The sequence below is a fragment of the Pedococcus sp. P2_A3 genome, from assembly GCF_056405035.1.
On record NZ_JBFUCW010000015.1, the window covers coordinates 45,881 to 59,174 of the forward strand.

At 63.4% G+C, this 13,294-nt stretch carries 11 protein-coding genes; 6 read left to right on the forward strand and 5 right to left on the reverse strand.

Going from position 1 to position 13,294, the window contains the following annotated elements; all coding sequences use genetic code 11:
• Nucleotides 1-35: 35 nt before the first annotated feature.
• From AC1DX8_RS12950 to AC1DX8_RS12960, 3 genes are all read right to left on the reverse strand, one after another.
• Nucleotides 36-1,277, reverse strand: a complete 1,242-nt coding sequence (locus AC1DX8_RS12950; RefSeq protein WP_477630334.1) for a CoA transferase — start codon at nt 1,275-1,277, stop codon at nt 36-38.
• A 64-nt stretch (nt 1,278-1,341) separates the two neighbouring features.
• Nucleotides 1,342-2,205, reverse strand: a complete 864-nt coding sequence (locus tag AC1DX8_RS12955) for an HTD2 family dehydratase (protein WP_477630335.1) — start codon at nt 2,203-2,205, stop codon at nt 1,342-1,344.
• Between the two features lie 108 nt (nt 2,206-2,313).
• Nucleotides 2,314-3,678 carry an aminotransferase class III-fold pyridoxal phosphate-dependent enzyme gene (locus AC1DX8_RS12960; protein ID WP_477630336.1) on the reverse strand — a complete coding sequence of 455 codons (1,365 nt, stop codon included), beginning with the start codon at nt 3,676-3,678 and terminating at the stop codon, nt 2,314-2,316.
• 716 nt (nt 3,679-4,394) lie between these two features.
• Here AC1DX8_RS12960 and AC1DX8_RS12965 point away from each other — a divergent pair.
• The 6 genes from AC1DX8_RS12965 (at nt 4,395) to AC1DX8_RS12990 (ending at nt 10,804) form a co-directional block, all read left to right on the forward strand.
• On the forward strand, nt 4,395-6,110 hold the full coding sequence (locus tag AC1DX8_RS12965) for an APC family permease (RefSeq protein WP_477630414.1): 1,716 nt from the start codon (nt 4,395-4,397) through the stop codon (nt 6,108-6,110).
• Nucleotides 6,111-6,739: 629 nt separating this feature from the next.
• On the forward strand, nt 6,740-7,099 hold the full coding sequence (locus AC1DX8_RS12970) for a helix-turn-helix transcriptional regulator (protein ID WP_477630337.1): 360 nt from the start codon (nt 6,740-6,742) through the stop codon (nt 7,097-7,099).
• Entirely contained in the window at nt 7,096-7,614 is a 519-nt protein-coding gene (locus AC1DX8_RS12975) for an ImmA/IrrE family metallo-endopeptidase (RefSeq protein ID WP_477630338.1), read from the forward strand. The genes AC1DX8_RS12970 and AC1DX8_RS12975 overlap by 4 nt, the downstream gene beginning before the upstream one ends.
• An 897-nt stretch (nt 7,615-8,511) precedes the next feature.
• Entirely contained in the window at nt 8,512-9,336 is an 825-nt protein-coding gene (locus AC1DX8_RS12980) for a hypothetical protein (protein ID WP_477630339.1), read from the forward strand.
• 27 nt (nt 9,337-9,363) lie between these two features.
• Complete coding sequence (locus AC1DX8_RS12985; RefSeq protein ID WP_477630340.1) at nt 9,364-10,365, forward strand: hypothetical protein; 1,002 nt, start codon at nt 9,364-9,366, stop codon at nt 10,363-10,365.
• Between the two features lie 55 nt (nt 10,366-10,420).
• Nucleotides 10,421-10,804: a TIR domain-containing protein gene (locus AC1DX8_RS12990; protein WP_477630341.1), complete on the forward strand. Its 384-nt coding sequence runs from the start codon at nt 10,421-10,423 to the stop codon at nt 10,802-10,804.
• A gap of 468 nt (nt 10,805-11,272) precedes the next feature.
• Here the strand turns inward: AC1DX8_RS12990 and AC1DX8_RS12995 are convergent, their stop codons facing one another.
• Together AC1DX8_RS12995 and AC1DX8_RS13000 are read right to left on the reverse strand one after the other, a co-directional pair.
• On the reverse strand, nt 11,273-12,400 hold the full coding sequence (locus AC1DX8_RS12995; protein WP_477630342.1) for an alpha/beta hydrolase: 1,128 nt from the start codon (nt 12,398-12,400) through the stop codon (nt 11,273-11,275).
• Nucleotides 12,401-12,568: 168 nt separating this feature from the next.
• The gene (locus tag AC1DX8_RS13000; protein WP_477630415.1) at nt 12,569-13,198 is read right to left on the reverse strand and encodes an alpha/beta hydrolase; all 630 of its coding nucleotides are present in this window, start codon (nt 13,196-13,198) and stop codon (nt 12,569-12,571) included.
• Nucleotides 13,199-13,294: the final 96 nt, after the last annotated feature.

The window sequence follows — 13,294 nt, forward strand, 5'->3', positions numbered from 1 at the left end:
GGTTTGGGACGAAGCAGGGGAAAGCATGTGCGTGATTAGGCGATGTTGGGCGTTCGGCCTTCGTTTGGGTGATCTTTCACAACGCCTGCTCGGATGAGTTGCTCCACTCGATCTTGGGAAAGACCAAGTTCATTCAGGACGGCCCGTGTATCCGCTCCGAGCAACGGAGCAGGTTCGGCTGGACCATTCGTTTCGGAGAACGTCAGGGGTGATCCGGGAGCCAAATGCGGACCGATCCCGGGCTGATCGATCACGTTCATCAGTGGGTCAAAATGCGGAGCAGCCCGCACGGCGTTTAACGCTTCCCCGAAGCTGCGGTAAGGCGCCCACACTAGAGCCGTCGTGTCGAGTGCCCGACCAACTTCAGCCCTCGTGCGCTGAGAAAACCAGCGCTGAAATAGGCCCGCAAGGGCCTCGCGGTACTCGAAGCGATCGTCTTCGACGGTGAAGTTTGTGCCGAGCGCAACTTGAAGAGCCGTGATGGGCGCCTCGAGGTCAGTGACACGGACGAGGTCATGCCAATGTCTTGCGGTAAGTGCCACGACCATCACCCTGCCCCCGTCAGAACAGGTGAAGTCGCGAGCGAATCCTCCGTAAAGGTAATTTCCAATTCGTTGTCGATCGACGTTGTTGATCTGTGCTTCGGCGAGGAAACCCAGACTGCCCGCCATGGACATGGCAACATCTGCGAGCGCAACGCGGATCCGATCACCTTGCCCATTTGCTTCCCGGCTTCGTGCCGCCGCCGCCACACCCAACGCAGCGTACAAACCGCACGCGATGTCCCAAGCCGGAAGGACGTGGTTGACAGGGTCGGCGTGTCCAGCCGGTCCTGTCACCATGGGGAAACCCACCTCGGCGTTAACGGTGTAATCAACGGCCGGGCTGCCATCGCGTCGGCCTTCAATCTGTACATGTATAAGGTCAGGGCAGTGCGTGCGGAGCACGTTGTATGACAGCCAGTCACGACCTACCGCGTTGGTGAGAACCACACCCGTGCCCGGCGGACAGGACGCAACAAGATCGTGCACAACTTCCCGGCCAGCGTCTGAGCGAAAGTCCACTTCCAAGGACCTTTTTGACTTGTTGAGTCCGGCCCAGTAAAGACTTGCTCCGTCCTTGGTTAGCGGCCAACGGTTGCGGTCTGCTGCGCCCCCGAGGGGGTCCACGCGAATGACATCGGCCCCAAGCTGCGCCAGGGTCATTCCTGCGAGCGGGGCGGCAACGAATGCCGAAATTTCAATGACGCGAAGATTGGCAAGCGGTCCCGTCCTCATTGCACCCTCTCCCTTGACGGCAGCCGCCGCGGATCAAGGGTTGATCCGGCTGCTTGTTTGGCGCTCATACCGTGTCCGACTCGTCAAGCGCAATCTTCCCGATCGCCGTGCATCGTCCTGCTGCGTTCTCAATGCGCAGGCTGGCGCTGTGCCCGTCCCGGCGCCCCTTGACGATGAGTCCCTCATCCTCGAACAGTGGCGCGGTTAGCTTGTAGCTCATCGTCAGCCGCGAGTTGCGATTCACAAGTCGCCGGCCCTCCTCCGCCATCAGGACCGCTTGCAGCGGGCCGTGTACTACCAGGCCGGGGTAGCCCTCTTCGGCTCGTGCGTAGTCTCGGTCGTAGTGAATACGGTGCGCGTTGTAGGTCAGTGCCGAGAACCGGAACAGGAGAGTGGGCGTGATCGTGACCTCGCGCTCCACGTCACACTTAGCGGATGCTCCGATTTCCGACCTGCCCTGCACCTCAGTAGCCGAGCTTGACTTCGGCTTGGACGCTTCAGCACTGTCCGCCCGCAAATACACGACGTCTCGCTCCTCGGAGAGCACCGTACGGCCTCCGGACACAACTTCCGTGGTGGTCGTCACGAATGTCATGGGGCCGAAGCGCCCGTCGACGCGACGAGTACTAGACACAGCGGTAGACGCGGTCGCGTCACAACCAATCACGAGGCCCGGAGAAAGGATGAGACGTCCTCCTGCGAACATACGGCGTAGGCCTTCGGCGGGGGGGGTCGGAAACCCATCCTTGGGATGGCCGTCGAGACCGAGTTCACCCTGGACCGGACGGGGCAGGAAGAACGCGACCTGCCACATCGGTGGCAGGGCGCTACCCGGCGTGACGTCGACGTCGTCCGACCCGATGACGCCAGCAAATGCTGATGCGCGCTCGCTATCAATCGGCTCTCGGATAACGAGACTTTCGTTCATTTCTCTTCACCAATCGCGTCAGGTGCTGGGTTCCGTCGCCTCGTGCCTGAACGTGGTACCGAACTCAGTAGTGAGGCCGACCTGGAGTTCGGACAACGTCGACCTGTCTCAAGCGACGACGTGCTTATCCGCCAAGTCGAGCGCGGCATCTAGCACGTCGAGCCCTGCAAGGAGGTCCTCGTCCGCGATGTTGCACGGCGGTAGAACGTGAATTCGGTTGAAGTTTGCTAGTGGCAGCACCCCCTGCGACTTCATGTAAGCCGTCGCTTCCGTCATCGCGGCGCTAGTGCCTCCGTATGGAGCCATCGGCTCACGTGTGTGCGGGTCGCGCACCAGTTCCAAGGCCCACATAACACCAAGTCCCCGCACCTCACCCAGACTCGGATGACGCTCGGTGAGTGCGCGAAGCTTGGGGCCGATGACGTCGACGCCGAGCCGGGCAGCATTCTCAACGAGGCGTTCACGCTGCATGACATCTATGGTTGCGACAGCGGAAGCTGCGGCGAGCGGGTGGCCCGAGTACGTGAGACCACCGGGGTACACGCGCCGACCGAAGTGATCAGCGATCTTGTCGCTGATTACTACGCCCCCAATGGGAACGTAACCAGAGTTGACACCCTTTGCGAACGTGAGTAAGTCCGGTGCAATACCAGTACGGTCGGTGGCAAACCATGCTCCCGTGCGCCCGAAACCTGTCATAACCTCGTCCACAATCATGACGATTCCGTGACGGTCACAGATGTCGCGCACACCGGCCATGTAGCCCTCGGGGGGCACCATGACTCCAGCAGTTCCCGGAATGCCCTCAAGCACAACTGCTGCGATGGTGGCAGGACCTTCGAACACGATGCTCTGTTCTAGGTGCTCGAGAGCCCGCGCGCACTCCTCCTGCTCACTCGTCGCGTGAAACGCGCTGCGGTAGAGGAACGGACCCCAGAAGTGCAGCGTTCCAGTCACGCCCAGGTCGTTGGCCCACCTGCGAGGATCCCCAGTCATGTTGACCGCCGTGGCGGTGCCACCGTGGTAGGACCGGTAGGTCGTCATCACCTTGTGACGTCCAGTGAACAATCGAGCCATGCGGACCGCGTGTTCGTTAGCGTCGGCGCCTCCATTGGTGAAAAACACGCGGTTTAGGTCGCCCGGGGCAAGTTCCGCAATTAGACGAGCGGCTTCGCTGCGCATGTCATTTGCGTGCTGAGGGGCAATCGTGCAGAGGCGTGAAGCTTGCTTCTGGATCGCGGCGACCACGGTGGGATGCTGGTGTCCGATGTTCGTGTTCACTAGTTGACTCGAAAGGTCCAGGTATCGGTTGCCTTCACCGTCCCAGATGAACGAGCCCTTGGCATCCGTGACTACCATGGGGGTGAGCAGATCTTGGGCGGACCAGGAGTGGAACACATGCTGACGGTCCAAGCGGTACGTGCGCTCGGCAGCAGTCTCAACGTTCACATGGTCCTGACTGGTCACGCTCACGATTGCCCTCCTCGAGTCATCGAATCGACGTCCGTCCGAGCGACCACTCTCAATGATGTTGACCCGGGAACGTATGGACAATCCGTCCGAAGCCGGGACTGGACTCGACATTGCGACGGGCCGCCCTCGGAAATAGCGACTCGACGGGAAGGTCCAGACGATCGGGTCGCAATCTTCCGCTGCTTCGACGAGTTTCGTCGCCAGGCCGCTGTTGCCGTGTCGGGAGCAGCCGGGCGTGCTCCCAGTGTTCGACCCGTTCGAGATGAACCCTGCTGTTGCGCCGTTACGTCGGTGTCTTTGCGCGCCTGGGTGACGCACGCTGGGTCGCACCGACACGACCTTCACATCGAAGCGTTCTGCGTTGCGCTGGCTGGTGCCTCGGCAGGAACCGTCCGACTTGCCTGCGGACGCAGAACGACTGGAACTCTCCATAGCACTTCGTCGGGAGAAGAGCGTTGACGATGAGCGACTCGGTCCCGGGAGGTAGGTGCGCGTGAGCGACGCGCTCTACTGCGATTATGGTGGCTACGGTAGGTAGGGGAGCGAAGGAGTGCGCCACGATCCCGCACCGTCCATCAAACCTGCAGCTGCGCCCTCACGGCGATGCGCGACATCGTCAGCGCTCCACCAGTACGCCTGGTGGGCCTGCCCCATGCAAAATACGACACCAGCCCCTCCCCACCGTTCGCCAGGATGTCAGGTGTTCCGTGCGCGACATGGGCTTCATCAGTTTCCTGCGTGGTGAGATTCTCGCCTTCGGCGATGATCGAAGCAGGACCCTCGAAAGCATCGAGCCGTTGATTGTGCCTTCGATAGCCGACGGCACGAGAAGGTCGACAGGAAGCCAGGAGGAGGGCGGCGGGTGGGTGCTCTCTAGATGCGTGGGGCATCGTGTCGGCAATCGCAGGGATATCGGACGCAGTGTCGCGGCACGCGACAGCCTGCGGGGCTCAGGCTGTGCGAACAATTGTGCGCCTTTGAACATCGAGGGCGCGATGGAGGAGGAGCGCATGTCCGAGATCATCCGGGACCAGAGCGACAGCCCAGCACGCGACCATGTCACCCTAAGCGGTAACCTCGGCACAACTGCGATCGTGCTTATGGTCGTCGCCGCAGCGGCGCCCCTGACAACTCTCGGCGGTAACACCCCGCTGATGATCGCTCTCGGCAAGGGGGTTGGTGCACCCGTCGGGTTCCTTATCGCCGGCGTGGTCTTCGCGTTGTTTGCGGCAGGTTTCGTCGCGATGACGCCGCACGTCTTGAAGGCTGGCGCGTTCTATGCGTACATCGAGCGCGGCCTTGGACGGTCGGCCGGGATGGGTGCCGCATTCGGTGCACTGGCCGCATACGTCGCGACCTTGATGGCGGTCTATGGGTACATCGGCGCCATCGTTGCAAATCTCATCCACGACTTCACCGGCGTCAGGCTGGAATGGTGGATCATGACGGTGTCGATGATCGCCATCATTGGCTTCCTCGGTTACCGCCACATCGAGTTGAGCGCCAGGGTCCTCGGGGTCTTCCTCCTAGCCGAGATCGCGATCGTCGTGGTGCTGGACCTCGTCATCGTGGCCCGTGGTGGGTCAGACGGTCTAACAGGCGACTCGTTCACGTCCGCGGGCATTGGAGGCGGGCTCGGAGTCGCTATTCTTTTCTCACTTCTCGGGTTCGTGGGCGTCGAGGCAACCGCAGTGTTCCGAGACGAGGCCAAGGATCCGGAGCGCACCATCCGCCGCGCTACCTATTGGGCCGTCGGGATCATCGCGACCTTTTACGCGTTCTCCAGTTGGGCTGTCATCGAGGGAAACGGGGGCAGCGGTGCGGTGGCGGTGGCGACCGCCGACCCGGACAACTTCATCGTCAACACCGCCCAGGAATACCTCGGCATGGTCGGCCGCGACCTGACCCAGGTGCTTCTCGCGGTTAGTCTGTTTGCTTGCGCGCTGTCCTTCCACAACATCGCTACCCGCTACCAGTACGTTCTCGCTCAGAACGGGGTGCTACCAACGGCCCTAGGCCGTCCCCACGCTCGCTTCGGCGCGCCGTCTACTAGTTCCGTCGTGGTCACCGCGCTTTCGATCGCGATCATGGCGGTGTTTGCTCTTCTGCGCCTCGACCCGCTGCTGCAGATCTTCGGTCCGATGGGCGGCCTCGGTATCGCTGGCCTCTCCGCCTTGTGGCTCCTTACCTCTATTTCGGTGGCTGTGTTTTTCGCGCGCCGCGGCGGTGCCACTAAGACAGTCGTTGTGGCGGTACTCGCATGTCTCGCGCTGACTGCGAGCCTGGTTTTGGTGCTCAAGAACCTTCCACTCATCGTTGGCGGAACGACAACTCTTGCCGTATTGATGGGACTAGTTCCATTGCTCTTCTTCACGATCGGCCTGATGGTGAGCCGTCGCTCGTTAGGTGTCCGGATTCAGACTCCGCGGTAGCGGAGCGGATCAATGTTCCCACTGCGAGGCGGGCAACGACCGCAGTGAGGGGGATCAGCCGGGCGGCACGGTGACTCAGCGGCAGTGCAGGCAGCCCGACCGGCGGAGAAGGACAGGCTACGAGTGTGAGTTCGGGCCGTTTGGATCCCAACTTCACAACAGCGTCGCTGGGTTGAGTCCGCAGGACTTGGGACTGCTCCACGAATGGGCGACCGTTTGCTTAGGCGGGACTGCGGCATGGGGGGTGTGGCCAAGGGGGCGCTACGGAGCCCTCGATCCCCCTCGACGGCCCCGCAGCGCGCCCTTAATGCTGCTCCTGCCCCTGCATTGCACACGGGCCTGCCCGACCAGCGAGACGCGATCGGCGCATCAACCGTTTACAAGCCAAGGCAAGTATGCGCAGCCGCCAGTACTGTGTTCACAAGATCAACCGAACGGCCTACCCAGGCAACTCTGACGGGTCCCTGCGTGGCGAGTCGTAAGGTCCCTTAACCGGCTCTGCCCTGACTCGCTGTAGCCACTTGGCTCAGCACGACGTGTAGTTCGCGCCTGCTTCACGAGGGCGGCCTGACTCCAGACTGCCCAGCGAACGTCCCAACCTCACAGAAAAGTGTGAGTAAATTGAGCACATGCGTGACAGGGAGGCTGACGCCGCGCGATCTCATGAGGCCCGTCGGACGCCTGAGGAACAGGAGTTCGCTCGCCACCTGGGGGCGGCGGTACGACAACACCGACTAGCCAATCGATTGACGCAGGAGCAATTGGCCAGCATGGCGTCACTTTCGCGCGCATCTATTGCAAATATCGAACGGGGTACACAGACCCCTCAAGTTTATCGGCTCAGTCTTGTTGCGCGAGCGTTGTCATGCACCCTGGAGGAACTGATTCCAAGGTCCATTGAAGTCGACAGCTTCAAACTTAATTCCGCGAGCCAGAGCGCGTTGAACAACGTCTTGAAAGTTGCGCGTGGCAGGCGCAGTAAATCATGAATACCCGTGCTGAAGCTGCCGCCAACGTCCTGAGACAAGAACAAGCGATTCACGGCTTCCCCGTCGATGTTTTCATGATTGCGCAAAATCTAGGGGCAGACGTCGTGCGCACCTCGATGGCGAACGAGATCTCCGGGATGCTGGTACGCGACGATCATCATCTGGCGATTGGGGTCAACCGGCTCCACCCCAGGTCGCGCCAGAACTTCACCGTTGCGCACGAACTCGGACACCTGCTAATGCATCGCGGGCGTCCTCTGATCGTCGACTCGTCGGTACGGGTTAACTTCCGCGATCCCACATCCGCCTCGGCGACGAACCGCGAAGAGATCGAGGCCAACGCGTTCGCGGCAGCCTTGCTTATGCCCAAAGACTTCGTCATACACGCTGTGGCTGACCTACCCACGCCCGCGGACCCCGACTCCATTGCCGACACGTTGGCGCCGCACTTCGGCGTTAGCGGCTCAGCGATGCACTTCCGCTTGGTGAATCTGGGACTCCTCAGCTCTAGTTGAGCGCTTCCCAGCCAGCCGGGCGATCCGGGTGAGGGCAGGGCACGGTGGGCATGGTGGGTTGAGTCGATTCAAGCTCCACCGCCCCTTGCGTCCGTGGCTGGCGCGCCGTTAGACGCTGGAACGGCTGCCGCTAGAACGATGAAGCCCATAGGCCCGTTCCGGCTTTCGTGCTCTTGGGGTGGGGTAAGGACCGCATCGCTCATCCTCGACTCGCGGACGATGCGCGTTGTCAGGGCCCCAAACGCTGTATTTGATGGATCGCCTTGACAGAGCGTATGAGCCTAGGCGATCGTGGACACACCCGCCGCACGGGCGAGGCCGACACGAAGGGGTCATCATGGTCGCCAAGCAAGCTCCGAACGTCATCCCAGACGCGGTGGCGAAGCACCCCGACGCCGAGCTCGCGATTGTCTTCGTGCGCTTCCCCGACGGACTGTCCAAGGACGACGTGGTTGCGCGACTCACCACGGTGAAGGAGCTCACCGCCAACCTTGAGCAGCGCCGTCCCGCCGCGGAACGCACCGCATCCATCATCGTCGGGCTGGGTCGCCGCCTCTTCGCCCGCTTCCCCGAACTCGACGCGAACATGCCGGTCGCGTTTCGGGAGTCCTGGGACCTGCACGCCCCAGACCTCGACGTGGACCTCGTCCTCCACGCCACCATCACCGAGGAAAACCTCGTCCCGCAACTGCTCAACGGCCTGCGGACCACCCCTCAGGACTGGGTACACCACGAGCGCGGCGCGCGAACCCGAGGCGACCGTGAGGTGTTCGGCCAGCGGGACGGGCTTCGCGGGGTGCCGAGGTCGAAGCGCGGCTCGACTGTTTTCGTCAGTGCCGACGCCAGCCCGACGAGCCGGATTGGCTCGTCGGGGGCACCTACGGCGCCTATATCAAGATGCAGCAGGACGTTACAGCTTGGGCGGGCATGGACGGCGCCCGTCGCGAGCAGATCATCGGCCGGCGTGACGCAGACGGCTCCCGCACCGATCTACCGGTCGGAACGGACCCGCACACTGAAGGGCCGTTCACCGACGCAGGAATCCCGCCTGTGACGAGCCATGTCCGCAAGGCGGGACCGCGCGGCGACCTGCACGACCGCAGTCTCCTGCTACGACGTGGAGTTCCCTTCACCGACACCGAGGGCGGAGCCGTAGTCAACGGTCTTCAGTTCTTGTCGTACCAAGCCTCCCCCGCCCAGCTCGACACCGTGCTCAACGACTGGATGTTCAACCCCGACTTCCCCCAGATCGGATCCGGAGTCGACGCCCTGATCGCCCTGGTCACGTTCCTCAACAGTTCCCTGTTCGTCGTGCCTCCCCAAGACGACAGGTTCCCTGGCGCAGGGTACTTCGACCCTCCGACCAACGCCGACGGGAAGCGCAAGTCACGGATTGTCGCGAAGAAGGCCCTCATCGACCCGAACGGCAACCCGATCCGCCGCGAACGTGGAGGCATCGAGTTCACGTTCATCGACAAGGCCACCGGGATGCCCATCGGACAGCCCGTCGTGACCACATCCGCTGGGCGAGCCGTCTCCGACAAGATCAAGGTAGGCACGGTCGTACTCATCCGCGAAACCCCGCAACTGACTCCGGAGGGCACGCCCCGTTTCGAGCCCACCAACGACGTCGAGGTGACGGTGTCATCCGGCACGCTTGTGGTCCCAGTGACCAACCGTCTCATGCCCGAGGCAGTCAACATCTACGGCCAGCCGGCCTGACCGCACGCCGCACTTCAGGGAAAGCAGATGTCTGGCGCAGAGACCGCGTTCATCGCGCTGGTCGCAATGACGCTCTTGGGTGTTGTCAGTATTTTCGGGCTCGGTGCGCTTGAACTCTCGGGGAACGCATTGGTGCACCGATCAGTGACGGGCTCGCCCCGTCGTTGGGCCTCGGCGCGGCAGGTGTACCAGCGCCGGCAGCAACTGCGTCACATTCTCGTGCCATCTGTAATCGCCTTCGCCGGGTCGGTGGTGTGCAACGTAGGGACAACCGTGCTTCTTGCGGACCTTGACCGTGGAAGGTCTTGGTGGGCGGGGGTGCTGTGGCTCATGGGCGGCGTGGTCTTGGTGGTCGTGGCCCTCGCTGCGGTGATCGGCGCCCCAGCTCGCGAACCGTGGGACTTGGTCCGCTCGTACGAAGCCCTGCTTCTGCACGTCCGCGAGGCGGCGCACGACCATTCCTTTCAGCTGATTCCAGAACTGCGGGGACGACTCAACGAGCTCGATCACCGGCGCAAGGGCGGAAGCGACCGCCGAGGAGCACATGCCCTGGAGTCAGTCCCGATCCCACGGTCGGCGGTCTTGATTCGGCCCCGCTTGGGGTTTCGGGCCATTCACTTCGGCGGCGGCTCATTGGCACCATCCCCCCGAGACGTCGTCAGCTGGGCCGTGCACTTTCGGCGCGGTGTGGTCGCTCAGGTGGCCCTGGTTTTCTTGCTACTCCTCGGCGCCGCGATCGTCGGGGTGCTGAGCCCATCCGTCCTGGCCTTCATGATCATCGTCATCGCCTGCGCGTTTCTCCTCGCCGCCAGCCTCTTCCTCCTGTACCTCGGGCTCCGCTCCGACCTCATGTGGTGGGCGCGAATCGAAGTCGAGAACCAGATCTTCCGCGAGGAAGCCGACGAGCTCATCACAGCGATGACTCGGAACCTACGGCGCCGTCGTTCAGCATCTCGCACCCCCCCGGCAAGCCGGCGAGCCGACGCCGCCCGGGCTGCAATCCCACGAACGGCAAGCCGGCGCCCATGAGGTCGTCAGGCACGACAGCATTGAATTGTCACGACCACTCGACCCAGGAGATCTCTTGACCCGCAGAACCTTCTTCAGCTTCCAGTACGAAGACGTCACGCGCGCTATGGTCGTCCGCCAGAGCTGGCTCACCCGGGACCGCGCCGCCCGTGGTTACATCGATGCCGCCGAGTTCGAGAAACTTGAACGTCAAGGCTCGGCAGCGGTCAAGGCATGGATCGATCAGCAGCTGCTGAACACCAGTGTCACCGTCGTGCTGGTCGGCGCCACCACCAACAAGAGCCGCTACGTGGCGTACGAGATCGAGCAAAGTATCGCGCGAGGCAACGGACTACTGGGCATCGACGTGTCCAAGATCAAGGACTTCAACGGCGACACCACGACGTGTTGCGGACCCATGCCGGCCGGCTACCCGTTCTACCGCCCCATGGCGGACTGAAAAAGAACGGAGTGGTGGACCCCAAGAATTTCGTCAGTTCGGTGCTTTGCTGGGGTCGTCAGTCATGCAAATGCCCCCGTGTGCCCGCGCATCTGAACAGACGTCCGGTGTGGGGACAACCTGCCGTGGCGCGTTCGCACCGACCGGCCAACCGATGAGGTCCTCCCGGGTGGGGTCCGGGGTCGTGAACGGTTTCTCTTTAGCGTGTCCGCCCGCATCGTTGCCCATGGCGGGGTCTCCTCCTCCAACGTTGGCATTTGGCCAAGTAGACGCCGTGTTTGGAATGAACAGCATCACTCCAGCCACAAGACATGACCCGGCAAGCGACCAAGCCGATGTTCTCCAGCTCCGCACTTTCCCCTCCTCGAGCCGTTTCGCCCTAGCAGTCAGCCTAGAGCACAACATGTGGCGCGTGCCAGAGAACGACCGTCGCTCCGCACACACGTGGGCCCTGGTAACGACGCGTCGTCATGCAGGTCTTCCCCCTATTCCATGCCTTCCCGTTCGACGAACTCGACCCCAAGCCCAGCGCCCGCCGCCGACCCTGGCGACCCCCAAGGACGCACCAGCCCCGCGCTCGCGAAAACACTGAGACAGGGCGCAGCGCCTGGTCATCGTGACAGCCAACCGATGACGACGGGTCATCGAGGCACACTGGGAAGCGCGTGGGAGCACGGGTGCCCCGGCCCGTGCTCGACGGGCCGGGGCTGTGGCGAACTGGCGCAGGGGCGGCTGCTCAGCTGGTTGCCTTGGCGGCGTCGATGATGAGGGCGGCGACGGCTCGGGGGTGGCTGAGCATGGCGACGTGGGACGACGTCGACAGCTCGACGATCTTGCGTGCGTTCGCCCGGCGTACATGAAGCGCTGGGCTGCCGGTGGGATGGCCTTGTCACGGCCGGTGACCAACGCCCAGGTGGGAATCGTCTTCCACGCGGCGGCGGTGGTGGGGAAGATGAACGAGTCGGCGTCGAACGGCCGCTGGGTGGCCTGCAGCACCCGGAACGCCGACGTGGAGATGTCGGCGGCGAACGCGGCCTTGCCGTTCTGACCTAGGTACAGGTCCGTTCCGGTGGTCCCGTCAGCGTTGGTGCAGGGCACGGGAACGCTGACGGGTCCCACTTCGCTGCCGGGGAACTTGGTGATGAGCTCCCCTTGGGTCTCGCCGACGTCGGGCACGAACGCGGCGATGTACACCAGGGCCTTGACGTTGGCCTTGCCTGCCGCGGCGTTGGTGATGACGGTTCCGCCCATGGAGTGTGCGACGAGCACGACAGGCCCGCTGATGGAGTCCAGCAGGCTGGCGATGTAGGGGCATCGGTCGGGATGCCGCGCAAGCGCGTTCGATCCGCAGATGGTCGGGTAGCCCGCACCTTGCAGCTGGGCGATGGTGTCGTTCCAGCACGAGGAGTCGGCGTAGCCACCGTGCACCAGCACGATGGTCGGCTTGGCACTCTGCCCGCTCTGGCCGCTCGAGCGGTGAGCAGTGGCAGCGGCTGCCGGTCCGGCACCGAAGGCGGTGGCGGTCAGTGCAGCGGACCCGGCCAAGGCCGCGCCCGCCACCAACGCCTGGCGGCGTGAAACATCATTGGTACCCATGGTGGTCTCCAACTTTCCTTGCACTGTGTCGCGTTTGTTCGCGGCGTTTGCCGCATGACGGGGGCATGCTCACCGGGGGACGCGGTCGGGCGCGCCGACTTGTGTCCACGTACGGCTGGGAGGCGTGCCTTGTACGCCTGCCTTCATGGCCGCGGCCGCGGCCGTAGGTCAGCCTTGGTTGAGCGACTCGGCCGCCGTTCGGATGAGGTCGACGACGGCCTGGGGCTGGGACACGTAGACCGAGTGGCTGCCGGGCACCTCCACGACCTGGGCGCCTGCGCGCTCGGCCATTGCGCGCTGGGCAGGCGGCGGAATCATCCGGTCGTCGCTTGCGACGAGGTACCAGCTCGGCTTGGACCGCCAGGCCGGGGTGCTGACGACGCCACTTAGGGCTTCGAGACCCCAGGGCACCTGGGAGTTGGCCATGAACGTGGCCTGGTCCGGCTTCAAGTCCGCGGCGAGGGAGTCAGCGAACTTGTCCGTGTCCAGTGCGAGGAAGCCGTTGCGGGGCGGCAGGATTGGCGGGACTGGCGCGCCGGGGGGCGGGTCGGCGATGAGGGTCTGGACGGACTCGCCCTGGTCCGGGGCAAACGCCGTGATGTAGACCAGTGCCTCCACCTGCGGGTGGGTGCCGGCCTCGGTGATGACCGCACCACCGTAGGAGTGGCCCACGAGCACGACGGGGCCGTCGTAGTCGTCGAGCACGTGGTGAGTGGCGGCCACGTCGCCCTCCAGCGACAGGGTCGGGTTCTGGACGACGGCAACGTTGTAGCCGTCAGCGCGCAGCAGGTCGTGCACGGCTGCCAACCCGAACCGTCCACGAAACCTCCGTGGACCAGCGCGATGGTAGGGCTAGGGCTCTTGATGCTCATGATGTTCTCCTAGTGAGGGCCG